Source organism: Vibrio sp. MM46, assembly GCF_027587135.1.
GTDB classification, from domain to species: domain Bacteria; phylum Pseudomonadota; class Gammaproteobacteria; order Enterobacterales; family Vibrionaceae; genus Vibrio; species Vibrio harveyi.
This window is the reverse complement of sequence record NZ_JAPPTO010000010.1, coordinates 17,103-32,336: the sequence shown is the minus strand read 5'-3', so window position 1 is coordinate 32,336 and position 15,234 is coordinate 17,103. Positions and strand designations below refer to the sequence as shown.

General features: G+C 46.1%; 14 protein-coding genes. 8 read left to right on the top strand and 6 right to left on the bottom strand.

The annotated features are described in order from the left end of the window. Nucleotides 1-100 precede the first annotated feature (100 nt). The gene (locus OH459_RS12795; protein WP_269986999.1) at nt 101-2,758 is read left to right on the top strand and encodes an alpha-amylase family glycosyl hydrolase; all 2,658 of its coding nucleotides are present in this window, start codon (nt 101-103) and stop codon (nt 2,756-2,758) included. Between the two features lie 139 nt (nt 2,759-2,897). Here the strand turns inward: OH459_RS12795 and OH459_RS12790 are convergent, their stop codons facing one another. Then, nucleotides 2,898-4,064, bottom strand: a complete 1,167-nt coding sequence (locus OH459_RS12790) for a D-alanyl-D-alanine carboxypeptidase family protein (RefSeq protein ID WP_045416179.1) — start codon at nt 4,062-4,064, stop codon at nt 2,898-2,900. Between the two features lie 253 nt (nt 4,065-4,317). Between OH459_RS12790 and OH459_RS12785 the strand changes: the two genes are divergently transcribed. From OH459_RS12785 to OH459_RS12770, 4 genes are all read left to right on the top strand, one after another. Next, complete coding sequence (locus OH459_RS12785) at nt 4,318-5,613, top strand: alpha/beta fold hydrolase (RefSeq protein ID WP_269986997.1); 1,296 nt, start codon at nt 4,318-4,320, stop codon at nt 5,611-5,613. 188 nt (nt 5,614-5,801) lie between these two features. After that, the gene (locus tag OH459_RS12780; RefSeq protein ID WP_005447484.1) at nt 5,802-6,017 is read left to right on the top strand and encodes a DUF4177 domain-containing protein; all 216 of its coding nucleotides are present in this window, start codon (nt 5,802-5,804) and stop codon (nt 6,015-6,017) included. A 2-nt stretch (nt 6,018-6,019) separates the two neighbouring features. Next, entirely contained in the window at nt 6,020-6,244 is a 225-nt protein-coding gene (gene yidD, locus OH459_RS12775; RefSeq protein ID WP_005447483.1) for a membrane protein insertion efficiency factor YidD, read from the top strand. Next, nucleotides 6,244-6,633 carry a hypothetical protein gene (locus OH459_RS12770; protein WP_005447482.1) on the top strand — a complete coding sequence of 130 codons (390 nt, stop codon included), beginning with the start codon at nt 6,244-6,246 and terminating at the stop codon, nt 6,631-6,633. Before yidD ends, OH459_RS12770 begins: the two co-directional genes overlap by 1 nt. Nucleotides 6,634-6,715: 82 nt before the next feature. Here OH459_RS12770 and OH459_RS12765 read toward each other — a convergent pair whose 3' ends face one another. From OH459_RS12765 to OH459_RS12750, 4 genes are all read right to left on the bottom strand, one after another. Continuing rightward, nucleotides 6,716-7,204, bottom strand: coding sequence for a GNAT family N-acetyltransferase (locus OH459_RS12765; RefSeq protein ID WP_009697997.1), 489 nt, complete (start codon nt 7,202-7,204; stop codon nt 6,716-6,718). Nucleotides 7,205-7,727: 523 nt separating this feature from the next. Beyond that, the gene (locus OH459_RS12760; RefSeq protein ID WP_029788328.1) at nt 7,728-7,970 is read right to left on the bottom strand and encodes a glutaredoxin family protein; all 243 of its coding nucleotides are present in this window, start codon (nt 7,968-7,970) and stop codon (nt 7,728-7,730) included. 25 nt (nt 7,971-7,995) lie between these two features. Next, nucleotides 7,996-8,928 carry a ribonucleotide-diphosphate reductase subunit beta gene (locus tag OH459_RS12755; RefSeq protein ID WP_005447479.1) on the bottom strand — a complete coding sequence of 311 codons (933 nt, stop codon included), beginning with the start codon at nt 8,926-8,928 and terminating at the stop codon, nt 7,996-7,998. Between the two features lie 52 nt (nt 8,929-8,980). Further along, on the bottom strand, nt 8,981-11,239 hold the full coding sequence (locus tag OH459_RS12750) for a ribonucleoside-diphosphate reductase subunit alpha (protein ID WP_009697999.1): 2,259 nt from the start codon (nt 11,237-11,239) through the stop codon (nt 8,981-8,983). A 465-nt stretch (nt 11,240-11,704) separates the two neighbouring features. Here OH459_RS12750 and trhO point away from each other — a divergent pair, with 465 nt between their 5' ends. Continuing rightward, nucleotides 11,705-12,685, top strand: coding sequence for an oxygen-dependent tRNA uridine(34) hydroxylase TrhO (gene trhO / locus OH459_RS12745; protein WP_005447471.1), 981 nt, complete (start codon nt 11,705-11,707; stop codon nt 12,683-12,685). A gap of 57 nt (nt 12,686-12,742) precedes the next feature. On the opposite strand, the gene OH459_RS12740 is transcribed toward trhO, so the two are convergent. Further along, nucleotides 12,743-13,048, bottom strand: a complete 306-nt coding sequence (locus tag OH459_RS12740; RefSeq protein WP_045486195.1) for a DUF6482 family protein — start codon at nt 13,046-13,048, stop codon at nt 12,743-12,745. A gap of 109 nt (nt 13,049-13,157) precedes the next feature. Here OH459_RS12740 and OH459_RS12735 point away from each other — a divergent pair, with 109 nt between their 5' ends. Next, nucleotides 13,158-14,639 carry an FAD-binding domain-containing protein gene (locus OH459_RS12735; RefSeq protein WP_269986994.1) on the top strand — a complete coding sequence of 494 codons (1,482 nt, stop codon included), beginning with the start codon at nt 13,158-13,160 and terminating at the stop codon, nt 14,637-14,639. Nucleotides 14,640-14,718: 79 nt separating this feature from the next. Beyond that, entirely contained in the window at nt 14,719-15,219 is a 501-nt protein-coding gene (locus OH459_RS12730; RefSeq protein WP_269986993.1) for a fasciclin domain-containing protein, read from the top strand. Nucleotides 15,220-15,234: the final 15 nt, after the last annotated feature.

Genomic DNA, 15,234 nt, shown 5'->3' with positions numbered 1-15,234 from the left:
CGTGACATCATTTCACGTCTCTTTTGGCGTGAAATGACACTCTCAATTTCAAACCTTTGTTTTATCGTTTCCGCATTGCTGCATAACGGAGACAAAAACCGTGTTTGAAATCTTACCTAACCATATGAATAAAATAAAAATACTACCTTTAGCGATCGCCCTAGCTCTTTCTGGCTGTGGTAGCGATGAAACTACGCCAGCAGATACAGGAAGCCACGTGGCATCTCCTGACTGGCAAGACCAGATCATTTACTTCTTGATGATCGACCGTTTTAACGACGGCGACAACACGCTTAACGATCAAGGTCAGAATGAGTACGATCCTACCTCAGACAAGAAATTCAGTGGTGGTGACCTTGTTGGTGTCAGTGAAAAACTGGGTTACATCGAAGACCTTGGCGCTACCTCTATCTGGATTACACCGCCAGTGGCAAACCAGTGGTGGGACGCAGAACAAAACTACGGCGGCTACCACGGCTACTGGGCGCGTGACTTCCAAAAAGTGGATGAGCACTTTGGTGACATGGAAAGCTACCAAGCGTTAGCGCGAGAAGTGCACGCTCGTAACATGTTCTTGATTCAAGACATCGTGACCAACCACGTAGGTAACTTCTTCACTTACGATGACCCATACAATTACGATCCTAGCCTACCTTGCCAAGGTTTCCGTTTGATTGAAAATGCGCTGCCAGCAGGGCAAGAACTGCCTTACCCACTCAACATGAATGAGTGTAAAGAAGATGGCACAGGCATTTACCACTGGACGCCAAGCATCACCGACCACAACGATCCCGTCCAAGAAAAAACCTGGCAACTGTCGGACCTGGATGATCTAAATACATCCGATCCTGAAGTACGCGCTTATCTAAAAGAGAGCTACCGTAAATGGATTCGCGAAGTTGGCGTTGACGGTTTCCGTATCGATACCGTGAAGTTTGTTGAGCACGATTTCTGGAACGACTTCCTGCACGCCGACGATGGCGTGATGACTCAAGCGGTTGATACTGGTCGCGATAACTTCCTGACCTTTGGTGAAGTTTTCGAAACATCTACGCCTTACAACACCGAAGGCGAAGAGAAGATGCTGACTTACATCGGCGAAAGCGGCTCACCGGAGCAGTTAACCTCGGTGTTGAACTTCCCATTACAAGCAACCATGACGCGCGTGTTTGCAGCAGGACAACCGACCGATTACTTACGCTTCCGTCTTGAGAAAATGATGGAGATGTTCCCGAATCCATACATTATGCCGAACTTCATTGATAACCACGATATGCCGCGTTTTCTATCACAAGGCAGTGTCAACGATATGAAGCAAGCGCTGATTACCATGATGGCGGTACCGGGCATCCCTGTGATTTACCAAGGTACTGAACAGGCGATGTCAGCGGCGCGCGATGCGATGTTTGCTGGCGGTTACCGTGAAGACGGCGACTACGTAGACTCATTCGACCAAAACAGCGAGATGTACTTGTTCATCCAAGAGCTTGCTAAGTTACGTACCGAAAACAAAGTCATGACACGCGGCGAAATGAAAGTCATTGGCAGCGATAAAGCCGGCGCCGGTGTGTTCGCCTTTACCCGAACATTGGAGAGCGACGAAGTTTTGGTGGTAATGAACACATCGAATTCCCCGATGTTGATGAACCAACTCGATGTAGAGCAAGCGGGCGGCACCGTCTTCCAACAACAAATCATATCTAACTGGGCAGACGCTCCAGAGCAGTTAATCGCCGATGAAAACGGTCACGTAACCCTTGAGCTACCAGCCAAATCTGCCGTGATTTACTCGAAAACTAACGACACCCAATCGGTAGATACCCCAGACCTCAACATCCAACTGGCACAGGATTGGGAAGGACAAACCATCACTGATGATATCGTGATTGCTGGTACTGCTAAAGCAAACGAGAAATTGAACCTTGTCGTAGACGGTAACCTAGAAACAGCACAGGCCATTACCGTGGGCGCTGACGGTCAGTTCAGCGTGACTTTATCTACCCGTCACTTTGCGATTGGCGAACAGCAACACCGCTTCGCGATTTACTCCACGGAGAAGAAAGCAGGCATTGAAGATGTGAACTTTGTGTCGGACTTAAGCTGGTCGAACACGCCAGACGACACGATTGATGACGCAGGTGATGCGCAAGATGGCATGGGCGGTCCTAACGGTAACTACTCGCTACCAACGGATCCAACGTTCGACAAAGACAACAGCCAACTCGCAATCAACAAAGCCGAGGTATTTACCGTCGGCAGTAACGTGCGCTTGACCTTCACCATGGACAAGATCACCGATACTTGGTTGCCGCCAAATGGCTTTGACCACGTTGGCTTCACCATCTTCATTGATTTACCGGAAGAAGCGGCAACCAACCTAACGGAACTGCCTAAGATCAACGCTTCTATGCCAAGCGGAACATGGAGTCGCAATGCTGTGGTCTTCGGCTGGCAAAGCTCGATTTACAACACCCAAGGCGCAAACGCGACAACATGGGGCGAAGCAGTAACGCCGGCACCAATGGTCACCGTAGACAAAGCCAACAACACCATTTCGATGGACTTCGCGAGTGACGCACTAGGTCGACCTGATTCACTGAATGGCATTCGATTCTATGTGACAACTTGGGACTTGGATGGATTGTCTGCTACTTACCGTCCACTAGAACAAGACAAAGGTCCTTGGAACTTCTCTGGCGGCGCTTCGGATGAGAGCAAGATTTGGGATGACTTACCAATCATCACCTTGTCTGAATAATCACTGAAACCGCAATATACGCGAAAGCAGAATCGATGCGAAAGTCGTCTCAGCTATAAAAAGCAAAAAGCAGCTCACCTTCGAGCTGCTTTTCTTTGTCTGAAATTCTGAAATCACTATTGCGAAACTCGCACTTGCGCTAGCTAAACAGAGACTTTACCCACAGCACTAAACTGTCCCATAACTTCCCAATCCACGAGCCCTCTTCCACCGCTTGGTTACTTACCAATGGATAGCTCGCCACAGTTTTATCGTCACTCTTCCACACGACTTTACCAACCACATCCCCTTTTGCTATGGGTGCAATCAGCGGCTCATTCACGACCACGCTCTTGTCTAAACCAGCGGTTAGAGAGCGAGGGAGCGTCAGGTACGCATCTTGGGCAAAACCCAAATCAATCTCACTGACATCGCCTTTCCACACTTTTGCACTCGCCTGAACTTCCCCCTGTTTTGCCACTTGTTTCGTGTCATAGAAGCGGAAGCCATAACTAAGCAGGTTCTTAGACTGGCTAATGCGTGACTGTTTGCTTGGCGTTCCCATCACTACCGAGATCAATCGCATCTTTCCTTGCTTAGCAGAACTGACCAAACTGTACCCTGCATTGCTGGTATAGCCCGTTTTGCCGCCATCGACATCCATCGATTTGTCCCACAACAGTTTATTGCGGTTGTATTGGGTGATCTTGTTCCACTTAAATACCTTCTCACTATAAAGCGCATAGACTTCAGGCACATCATTGATGATGGATTGCATAAGCGTCGCCATGTCGTTAGGAGAAGTTTGAATGCCTTCGCTATCTAGACCATGCGAGTTAACGAAGTAGGTATCGTTCAGGCTGAGCTTATCTGCCCAACCGTTCATCAACGCAACAAACGCCCCTTCACTACCCGCAACATGTTCGGCGAGTGCCACACAAGCATCATTACCAGATTGAATGATCACTCCACGCATTAGATTGGCGACGGTGATTTCATCTTTGGGTTGGATAAACATTTTTGAGGAGTCTGGGAATTTGGCTGACCACGCGTTCTCACTCACTGTCACTTTGTCATCCCATTGAAGCCGCCCGGATTTGATTTCTTGCCCCACGACGTAAGCGGTCATCAGCTTAGTTAAACTGGCTGGAGCTAATCCGGCACGCGCGTTTTGCTCCGCAATGATGGCACCGGACTGAAAGTCCATTAACACATAACCTTTTGCCTGCAACTGAGGCGGATTCGGAGTCACGACCGCCAATGCAGGGGCACTTATGGTCTGTAGTAATAAACAAGCGAGCGTGATTCGGGTTAGTGACGTGTTCATCAAGCATCCTCCATGGTCAATGACCGCCAAATGTCTCGTTTCATAAAAACGGTAAGACAGTGATGTCTAAACTGCACCTATCAGATCATAGTTCACTCAGTGCATACCAACACGGAAAGATCGAAGAGTTTCTGTTTTGAGTGCCATTCCTTGCCTTTCCCGCTTCAAAAATCGAGTTCTTACAACAAATCTATTGTTTCTAATAAGGAATTCGATATCGTAAAGCGACTATAAACAAGGACAGACCATAACAATGAACGCTCAATCATTTATCGACGCAGGACTGCATTACACGCCCCACTCGTTTACCGTGCCGCTGGATTACCAAGATCTAAGCAAAGGCACGATCAACGTCTTCGCTCGCTCCGTTTGTTTAGTCGGCGATGAAGACTCCGACAAACCGTGGTTAGTGTATTTTCAAGGCGGTCCGGGCTTCCCTTCTCCTCGTCCAAACGGAAACAACGGTTGGATCAAGCGCGCTCTGAGTGAGTATCGTGTACTGCTGCTCGACCAACGCGGCACTGGCAACAGCAGCGTGATTAATCACCGGACGCTTGCGCACCTCACGCCGGAGCAACAAGCAGACTACTTAAGCCACTTCCGCGCAGACAACATTGTTCGCGATGCGGAATTTATCCGTGAACAGTTTGGCGTTGAGAAGTGGGCGACTTTAGGTCAGAGCTTTGGTGGTTTCTGCTCACTAACTTACCTATCGCTGTTCCCGAGCAGCTTGCTGCAAAGCTACATTACGGGTGGTGTGCCTTCGGTTTCTCGCCATGCGGATGATGTGTATCACGCAACCTTTAAGCGCACCATGGAGAAAAACCAAGCCTTCTTCCAGCAATTCCCACAAGCGCAGCAGTTATGCCAGAACATTGCTAATCACTTGTTGGAGCACGAAGAGTTTCTGCCAAATGGTCAGCGCTTTACTGTCGAACAATTCCAACAAATTGGGATTAACTTTGGTGTCAGTGATACCTTCTTGCCAACTTATTACTGGCTAGAAAGTGCCTTGATTGAAGTGAACGGTAAACCTCAGCTTCGTTATGAATTCCTCAACGACATGTTGGCGCAGCAAAACTTCCAGACCAATCCAATTTACGCGATTCTGCACGAATCAATTTACTGCCAAGGGTTTGCTTCTCAATGGAGCGCTCACCGAGTACGTCAAGAGCATGATGCGTTCAATTACGAACAAGGTAAGCCGTTCTACTTCACTGGCGAAATGGTTTTCCCTTGGATGTTCGACCAATACGTGAACCTAAAACCACTGAAAGAAGCGGCAGAATTGCTGGCAGAAAAAACCGATTGGACGCCGCTATACGATGCCCAGCAACTGGCAAACAATAAGGTACCTGTGAGTTGCGCTGTCTATGCCGACGATATGTTTGTAGAAATGGACATTAGCCGTGAAACACTCGCTGCAATACCGAACTCAAAAGCTTGGATCACCAATGAATATGAGCACAACGGTCTTCGCGCGGATGGTGAGCGTATTCTCGACAAGTTAATTGCAATGGGTAAACAAACCGCAGCAACGTTGAAATGAGCAGCTAACGCTCAGAACTCGCTAAAAACCTAGATAGAAAAACGCCTCTTTATCACGAGATAGAGAGGCGTTTTTAGCTCAGCATCAAATATTAATAAATACCATTAGACAAACCTGACAAATGCACCTTGATGCACTTTATTTCTTATTGTAACATCCTGTTTTTATTAAATTAGTTGGTTATAAAAATGACAAAGTTTACAGAATATAAAGTGGTTCACATTGTTGAAGGTGGTTGCGGCACAATTCTACTAGGTGCAAGTGGCTTGCCTGTGCAAAAGATGGAAGCAGAGCTGAACAAGTATGCACAAGATGGTTGGCAAGTTGTATTCCAAGTAGTGGAACAAAAACGCTTTATGCTATTTTGGAAGCGTGAGGCTGTAATTATCACTCTCGGCCGATAAGTTTGCTTAAATATATCTCTTTGAAATTGATCCATCGCTACCAGGCTAGCGGTGGTTCAAAGCAGTTATTGAATATTGAATGTAATTTTGAGCCCACTTGCTCAGAGTACACCAAACAATGTATTGCTAAGTATGGGGCAATAAAAGGTTGGAAACTTGGTTTGGCAAGAATTAAGCGGTGTAACCAACCCGACCTCATTGAAAAAATATATGACGAGGTACCGTAATGCGCTTATTTGAGCCAATTGAACAGCTAGAGAAACAGGAAGAATTACTGAGAAGTCAGGTAAACTCATTACCTGAACATCAAAAGAAAGAATTCTATGAACGCCAGTCTAAAAGTCTCAAGGACCCCGATACCTACGCAACGTTAAACTGGTTCTTTCTTGGCGGTTTTCACCATTGCTACCTAGGTAAATATGCTTTATTTGCTTTAGAGCTAATATTGTTAATCGTAAGTATCGTTGGCTTTGTTCTTGGACATCCTAGTGCGTTCCTTATCCTCGCGTTACTCATTATATATGAACTACCACAATTGTTTTTTTCACAGAAAATAGCAAGACAGCACAATTATCAGTTATCTTGTGAAATCTTCAATGAAGTGCGAAGAAACTAGATGATTAAACGATATAGCACTCCCCAACGTTTGGCATTTTCAGTTTAAGGTTGGGGAGCGTGTCTCACAACATAATGTGGCGTTAGTCTTTGACTCGCTTGGTCATCATTTTGGTGATCACTCGGTAGCCCATCTTATGGTAGAAATCTTCACCTTCGTGATTAAATGACGCCACGGTTAAACCGAGCTCTTCAATATCTTGGCTGCACAAATCACTCTCGATTTTATCCATCAAAGACAAGCCAATACCTAAGTTACGGTGGCTTTCAGACACCACCAACTCATTGATATATCCAACGCGTCTTTCCGGAGAGAGAATCGAGTTTACCTCTCGCACGGTACCAGAGATAAAACCAACCACCTGTCGGTTCGAACAAGCTATAAAAGCCGTGATGCTGCCATCAAAATATTTATCGAAGATGTTGCGATCTTCCCTTAACTGCGCCATTTCTTCCGGAGAACGGTAGAAATCTGGCTCAGCATCATGGTGAGAAGTGTCGAGTTCGACCAAGAGCGTTTTCAACAGAGGGACGTCTTCTTCTCTTAGTCTTCTGATATGAAACTGTTGCATGTTGAATTCCTTTGCCAACCGACCTGTATCAAGCACAGATCTTTGCTTCAACTGATTATCGGATAAGAAGTTTTAGGAATGTGAAGCGAATCAACAGTACAAATTTCGACCATTTATGTCGAGTGCGTTTTCAACAGTTTTATGCGTTTTTACTGATAATTTGAACATCCACAAAATTTAAGTGGAAATAAAAATCCCCTTTTCTCAATAAAAGAGGTTATACCCAAGTGACTTCAAGATGCAGGATTCAGAGCGTTGTCATTGATTCGAGAGCAAGGAAAACAACGCAGTGTAATAGCCAGCTATTTCCAAGTTGTTTGACGCAGCCATTGGTTTAATTAAAAAAGCGGGTCAATGACACGCTCCCAAAGGGCATTCTTTACAAATAGTAAGGGTCTTGGCTTGTATACTTTGTTGCCGATTCTTGATTTAGAACCACTAAACCTTTAAATCGCCGCCGCGTCTACAAACCAAGTCAGTCTCGCTGAACCTAGCATCTCGAGGTTACTTGGGTATACATAACTTAGAAAGTAGCGCTTTGCTCAAAAGCGAGTGCGGATTTTAAGCGACTGAAATCACCAATCGGTTCGCCATCAAGCATAAACTGCGGGTAGCTTCTTGCGGTTGGGAATAACTCGAACAAGGTTTCTCGGTCAAATTCCACATCCAACTTGAGCGTTGCCACGTTAAAGCCCTGATTTTGTAACCACATTGCTGCGGTTTCACACTGGGAGCACTGCTCCTTGCTGTACATTTCTATTTTCATCACTCTTCTCTGCTATTCCTTGCCGTTAGAAATCTGCATCAAAACTCAATTGGCGATCTTGAGGTCGTTTGTACTCAGTAACGCGTTTTTCGAAGAAATTGGTCTTTCCTTCCATATCCAATAAGCGCATGTAATCAAATGGGTTTTCAGCACCAAAGATCGGGTTGAAACCAAACAAACCAGCGATAACATCGGCAGTATGCTCAATGTATTGGCACATCAGCTCAGCATTCATACCAATCAAGTCCACTGGTAGGGCTTCCGTTACAAACTCTTTCTCAATTGAAACCGCTTCACGGCAAATCTCTTCAAACTCTTGTTGTGTCACTTTACCCTGCCCCAAGGTTTTGAATAGCAGCGCAGAAAAGCTAAAGTGCAACCCTTCATCACGGGCAATCAAGTCATTGCTTGCTGCCAAACCAGCCAGCAAACCACGTTTACGGAAGTAGTAAATGGCACAGAAGCTGCCAGCGAAGAACAAGCCTTCCACCAAGCCAAAGGCGATCAAACGCATTGCCAATGGTTTATCGGAAGAGATCCACTTCATTACCCACTCCGCCTTACGCTTCACGGTCGGGACGTTTTCAATCGCATTGAACAAGCGCTCACGCTCTTCAACATCGGGAATGTAAGTTTCGAGTTGCAGTGCGTAAGTCTCTGCGTGAATGACCTCATTAAACGCCTGCAAAGCAAGGAAGCAGCGCGCTTCTGCGATTTCAATTTCGCCATAAAATCGAGTCAATAAGTTCTCGTTGATCATCCCTTCGCTCTGAGCAAAGAACGCCAACACATGTCGAATGAAGTGCTTTTCGCCTTCGGTCAGCTTGGCAAGATCAGCAAGATCTTGAGCAAAATCGAGTTCTTCTGTCGTCCAGAAAGCCGCTTCGTGAGTTTTGTACGCTTGCCAAATCTCTTCGTATTGAATGGGGAACAAGCTAAATTTGTTTTTAACAATCATACCGTTTCCTTACTTTCGGTTGATGTGAATATTTTTAATTGACGAGATAGGTTTATGCGCCGCAGTTTAGGCAATCTTCATCTTCACTTTGCTGACCAACGGTGACTTTCACCGCATTCGTCGATGGCTTAGAGCGCAGGTAGTACATGCCGGTTTTCAAACCACGTTTCCACGCGTAGAAGTGCATCGCATTGATTTGGGCGAACGTTGGTGATGCAAGCCATAAGTTGAGGCTTTGCGATTGGCAAACAAACGGGGCACGAGCTGCCGACATATCAATGATCACTTTCTGAGAGATTTCCCACACGGTGCGATACACAGATTGAAGATCGTCTGGAATCGCATCAATGCCTTGTACTGAACCGTTATTAAGAATAATGGCGTCACGGATTTTGCTCGTCCAAAGACCACGCTGTTCCAGATCGCTTACCAAATGTTTGTTGATGATGATGAACTCACCCGATAAGGTTTGGCGTTTATAGATATTGCTGGTTTGCGCTTCAAACGCTTCGTTGTTACCTAAAATTTGCGCTGTCGACGCCGTTGGCATTTGAGCAATCAGTAACGAGTTGCGCACACCATGCTCTACGATTTGGCGCTTGAGCTGTGACCAGTCCCAGCGGCTGCTTGGTTGTTCATCCCACAGATCAAATTGGAACTGACCATGACTGATTGGTGATCCGTCATAACTGGAGTACGCGCCTTTTTGCGCCGCGATTTCACAAGACGCTTCAAGGGAGGCGTGATACATGGTTTCCGCGATGTCACGGTTAAGCTGCAATGCTTCTTCGCTATCGAATGGAAGGTGCATTTTGAAGAACACATCCGCCAAACCTTGGATACCCAAACCAACAGGACGATGCGCGTGGTTCGATTTTTCAATCTTATCGGTTGGGTGATAGTTCACATCGATAACGCGGTCGAGGTTCTTAATCGCGACTTTGGTAACTTGGTGAAGTTTGTCGAAATCAAACCCCGTGTCTGTAACGAACTTAGGCAGTGCCATAGACGCCAAATTACAAGCCGCCGTTTCATCTGGTGTTGAGACTTCCATGATCTCTGCGCACAAGTTACTAGATTTGATGGTGCCGAGGTTTTTCTGATTCGACTTTTCATTACACGCATCTTTGTAGAGCATGTACGGCGTACCCGTCTCGGCTTGCGACTCAATGATTTGCGTCATCAATTGGCGGGCTTTGATGGTCTTCACGCCCAAGCCCATACGCTCGTATTCTTGGTACTTCTGAGTAAATTCAGCACCGTATAAATCAGACAAGCCCTTGGTATTGTGAGGGCTAAATAGAGTCCATTCCGCGTCGTTTTCAACACGTTCCATGAACAAGTCTGGCACCCATAGAGCAAGGAATAAATCACGAGCTCGGAACTCTTCTTTACCGTGGTTTTTACGTAAATCGAGGAAGGATTCGATATCCGCATGCCAAGGTTCCAGATAAACCGCAAACGAGCCCTTGCGCTTACCACCACCTTGATCCACATAGCGAGCCGTTTCATTGAAGACTTTCAGCATTGGCACGATGCCATTCGACACACCGTTAGTGCCAATGATTGGCGCACCCGTCGCTCGAATATTGTGGATGTGTAGCCCAATGCCACCCGCCGATTTAGAAATCAGCGCACAATCTTTGAGGGTGTCGTAAATACCGTTAATGGAATCTTCTTGCATCGCTAATAGGAAACACGAAGACAGTTGCTGCATCTTACAGCCAGCATTAAACAGCGTTGGCGTAGCGTGGGTGTAGTAGCCAAGACTGAGCAAATCGTATAGCTCTCTAATTTCTTCAAGATCGTCACCCGCGACAGCGACCGCTACACGCATGAACATATCTTGCGGTCGTTCAACCACCACACCTTTTACTTTCAATAAGTAGGAACGCTCGAGAGTTTTGTAGCCGAAGTAATCAAACTGATAGTCGCGTTTGTAGTCAATCATGTCTTCGAGCGCAAACTGATTCTTGGCAACAAAGTCGACGTAAATATCGGAAAGAATACCGATTTCAGAGAGCTCACGTGTTGCAGTTGCGTATCCGCTGGTTTCTTTTTGCAGAGAACTCACCATCACGCGAGCCGCAAGCTTGGCATAATCAGGGTGTTCCGTCGCGAGGCTTGCTGCCGTTTCAGCGAGGAACACATCGATTTCCGTCACCTTAATGCCGTCGTACAAACCGCTTACCACGCGTTGTGCAACCGCAATAGGTTCGACTTTTAGTCCATCAGCCAGCGCTTCGGCTCTTCGAGTCACCTTATCTAGACTGGCTTTTTCTTTCCGTCCATCTCGTTTTATAACGTCCATAATCTATATCTTGTGTGTAGTTTAAATATTGAGCACCATATGTACGCAATAGATCTAGATGATAATGGTTATCATTACAAGAAAGTTTTTTAAAAGTTAGAACTGACCATGGAGAGGGTAAGGAAACATATTGACACTGACACCAAGCTCGATAGGAACAGCAATCAGAGGCAAGCACCGCAAACGTGATAAAGTGATGAAGTTTTCCACAAAGCTTTAATTTTCATTAACTTAGTTCATTTCTAGAAAAGAATAACAAATGTGATCTGGTTCAAACTTTCACACCCTTTAACTTCCAATGCTACGCGCTGAAATTTGTTGAAAAAAACGCCGGGGAAACATGACTAAAAATATCCGCATAGTTTGTCCGTATTTCCGACTAAATTACTCAGGTATACTCCGAGCCGCTAAAATTGTTAGGTATCGAGTCGTCGAACCATCAACCTTTTAAAGTAAGGAATAATCATGAGTCAGTATGTTGTCTGCGCCCTGTATAAATTTGTGGAACTGGAAAACTACCAAGAGTTACGCGAGCCATTGCTTGCACTAATGGAAGCCCACGGTGTACATGGAACGTTGCTACTGGCGAGTGAAGGTATTAACGGTACGATTGCAGCGAAACGCGAAGGTATTGATACACTGCTTGCATGGCTAAATGCCGAGCCTCGCCTTACTGGTATTGTTTACAAAGAGTCGTACTCAGATACTCAGCCGTTTAACCGCACCAAAGTAAAGCTAAAGAAAGAGATCGTGACATTGGGCGTTGAAGGCATCGATCCTCGCCATGTCGTTGGCACCTACGTAAAGCCGCAAGATTGGAACGATCTGATTGCTGATCCAGAAGTATTTGTGGTTGATACTCGTAATGACTATGAAATCGAGATCGGAACATTTAAAGGTGCAGTTAACCCAAATACAGACACGTTCCGCGAATTTCCTGACTATGTAAAACAAAACATGGACCCAGAGAAACACAAAAAAGTCGCGATGTTCTGTACGGGTGGTATTCGCTGTGAGAAGTCGACCGCTTACATGAAAGAACAGGGCTTTGATGAGGTGTACCACCTAGAAGGCGGTATTCTGAAATACCTTGAAGAAGTACCAGAAGAAGAAAGCTTGTGGGAAGGCGATTGTTACGTATTCGACGGTCGCGTTGCGGTGAACCACCAGCTAGAAAAAGCGGACTACGACTTGTGTAATGCTTGCCGACTGCCTATCACAGAAGAAGACAAACAATCAGAGCAGTTTGAGCAAGGTGTCAGCTGCCCGAAATGTTTTGGTAAGCACAGTGACGAACAGGTAGCGCGCTTCCGCGAGCGTGAAAAGCAAGTATCGTTAGCTGCGGTTCGTGGCGAGCAGCACGTCGGTGGTGAGAGTGCCAAACAACGTCAGCAACGACGTGCAGAAAAGCTGGCAAAGAAAGACGCACAACGTAAACAAGCGTAATTAGTAAGGTGCGAGCTAACAAACCTAGCTCGCACTTTCTCCCCTTTCAATCTAATTTCAATAGAGGTCGTTGTCTTTCAGCAACACTTCCAGCTCGTTAGTACCACTCCTACTTGGCTGCCCAACCATTTCATCGTAGGCACTTTGCTGGCGAAGTATCTGTTTGTTCGCTTTCAAGTTACGACATTGCTTTTGCAACTCCAATATCGAATGCGCCCTTAAAAACTTCCCTTTATCGTCAGTAACAAAGTGTTCCTCTCCGTCGACTAGAACCGAGACTTGATACAAAGCGAGATCGAGAGAGTGGATGACAAGCTTGTCGATATAGAAGAATTTTTCCAGTTTACTGAGTGGCATAGACATAAAGCACCTCCTTGCTCCGTGCCTTTACGTCAACCGTAATAAAATCGATCACCGAGTGAGAAATTTGCCTCTCTAATGCGTAGAAATCGGAAAACCAGTGAGGGCTCCGATGCAAACAATCAACTTAGTGTGGCTAAAACGCGATTTACGTCTGACCGATCATGCACCTTTGCAACACGCTCTATCTTCTGAGAATCCAACAGTGCTGCTCTATATTTTTGAGCCCATGCTGTTGGATGACCCACATTACTCCGAACGTCATTGGCGCTTTGTTTGGCAATCACTCCAAGACATGGACGCCCAGCTTACTCAACATGATCAAAAGGTCTCAGTAATGTTTGGCAATGCTCGGGATTGTTTGAGTGCGATTCAAAACCAATTCAACATCAATGCCGTTTTCTCCCATCAAGAAATTGGATTGAATTGTACGTTTGAGCGAGATAAACAAGTATCAGCATGGCTTCAAGCACAAGGCATTCCATGGCATGAGTTTGAACATGGTGCAGTTGTGCGAGGCGCAAAAGACCGATTCGGCTGGGACAAACACTGGGATACCGTTATGCGAGCTCCGATAGAAGAGGTTGAGCTTGAAAGCGATTCTCTTATCACCCTCGATATCGACGCGCTAGGTTTCACCTTTACTCCTCCCACTTCTTGGTTAGAAAAAGTAAAAGGCATGCAAACTGGCGGGAGCTCACTCGCTTGGCAAACATTGGAAGACTTTTTTCAACGCCGAGGACGAGATTATTACCGCAGTATTTCCAACCCGACGGCATCTCGAACAGCCTGTACTCGCCTCTCTCCCTATCTTGCATGGGGTAATATTTCGCTTCGAGAAGTGTATCAATACCTCTTGCAACATTGGCAAGTGACGGGGTTTCGTCGCAGCCTAATTGCGTTGTCTTCAAGGCTTCATTGGCATTGTCATTTTATGCAGAAATTTGAATCTGAATGTGAGATGGAATTTCGCTGTGTGAACCAAGCCTATGACCCTTTGCTTCGCCAAGCGAGCAACATTGACCCAATCCGACTAGATGCTTGGAAGGAGGGAACCACTGGCATACCTCTCGTCGATGCCTGTATGCGCTGCCTTCATCACACGGGATACATCAACTTTCGAATGCGCGCGATGCTAGTAAGCTTTTTAACGCATCACATGAACATGGATTGGCGCGATGGCGTAACTCACCTAGCGCAGCTCTTTCTCGACTTTGAGCCGGGTATCCATTATCCACAATTTCAAATGCAGGCTGGAGTGACTGGCACCAATACCATTCGTATCTACAATCCGACGAAACAAGCACAAGAACACGATGCCGATGGTGAATTCATTCATAAATGGATTCCGGAGCTCGCTAAGGTACCCACCCCACTGTTGTTTGAGCCTTGGAAAATGACCGCAATGGAAGTCGTGATGTACCAGTTAGAACCGGACTCAAAATACCTCGCCCCAATAGTCGATGTAGAAGCGAGTGCGAAAGCAGCCAGAGAACGATTGTGGGCTTGGCGAAAACGTACCGACGTAAAAATGGAAGGTACACGCATTTTAGCTCAGCACGTCCGTTCTTCTAATAAAAAGAAAGCCAGTTGATCGCCAAGAAAAGGGCGTGCGTACAAACAGGGACTTTATCAGGGAGAGAGCGGTACCCAAACAACAAAAGGAATGCATTATGTTGAAACGCATCTTGGTTACGACCACGGTTTTGTTCGCCACCCTAACTTTTTTACTGCCAGCGAAAGCACATGAACATGGAATGATGAAAGAAGACATCGTTGATTTGGCCGCAGCAAATGGCTCGTTCAATACGTTGGTCGCAGCAGTCAAAGCCGCAGGCTTAGTGGATACGCTAAAAGGTAAAGGTCCATTCACTGTATTTGCACCCACAGATGAAGCTTTTGCTAAGCTTCCAGATGGAACAGTCGAAATGCTACTCATGCCCGAGAACAAAGATAAGCTGGTTGCGATTCTCACTTACCATGTGGTTCCGGGAAAAGTGATGGCTGCAGACGTAGTCAAAATGAATAAAGCGACGACAGTCCAAGGGCAAGACGTGATGATCAAAACCATGGGCGGTAAAGTGATGATCAATAACGCTACCGTAATTGCCACCGACGTCAAAGCTAAGAATGGTGTGATACACGTGATCGACACCGTCATCATGCCGAAATAGTGACACAACATGGAA

What these genes read in the sequence shown, in the direction of transcription:
- OH459_RS12790 (WP_045416179.1), bottom strand. Translation starts at nt 4,064, where the DNA reads ATGAACACGTCACTAACCCGAATCACGCTCGCTTGTTTATTACTACAG.
- OH459_RS12785 (WP_269986997.1), top strand. Translation starts at nt 4,318, where the DNA reads ATGAACGCTCAATCATTTATCGACGCAGGACTGCATTACACGCCCCAC.
- OH459_RS12780 (WP_005447484.1), top strand. Translation starts at nt 5,802, where the DNA reads ATGACAAAGTTTACAGAATATAAAGTGGTTCACATTGTTGAAGGTGGT.
- OH459_RS12770 (WP_005447482.1), top strand. Translation starts at nt 6,244, where the DNA reads ATGCGCTTATTTGAGCCAATTGAACAGCTAGAGAAACAGGAAGAATTA.
- OH459_RS12765 (WP_009697997.1), bottom strand. Translation starts at nt 7,204, where the DNA reads ATGCAACAGTTTCATATCAGAAGACTAAGAGAAGAAGACGTCCCTCTG.
- OH459_RS12760 (WP_029788328.1), bottom strand. Translation starts at nt 7,970, where the DNA reads ATGAAAATAGAAATGTACAGCAAGGAGCAGTGCTCCCAGTGTGAAACC.
- OH459_RS12755 (WP_005447479.1), bottom strand. Translation starts at nt 8,928, where the DNA reads ATGATTGTTAAAAACAAATTTAGCTTGTTCCCCATTCAATACGAAGAG.
- OH459_RS12750 (WP_009697999.1), bottom strand. Translation starts at nt 11,239, where the DNA reads ATGGACGTTATAAAACGAGATGGACGGAAAGAAAAAGCCAGTCTAGAT.
- trhO (WP_005447471.1), top strand. Translation starts at nt 11,705, where the DNA reads ATGAGTCAGTATGTTGTCTGCGCCCTGTATAAATTTGTGGAACTGGAA.
- OH459_RS12740 (WP_045486195.1), bottom strand. Translation starts at nt 13,048, where the DNA reads ATGTCTATGCCACTCAGTAAACTGGAAAAATTCTTCTATATCGACAAG.
- OH459_RS12735 (WP_269986994.1), top strand. Translation starts at nt 13,158, where the DNA reads ATGCAAACAATCAACTTAGTGTGGCTAAAACGCGATTTACGTCTGACC.
- OH459_RS12730 (WP_269986993.1), top strand. Translation starts at nt 14,719, where the DNA reads ATGTTGAAACGCATCTTGGTTACGACCACGGTTTTGTTCGCCACCCTA.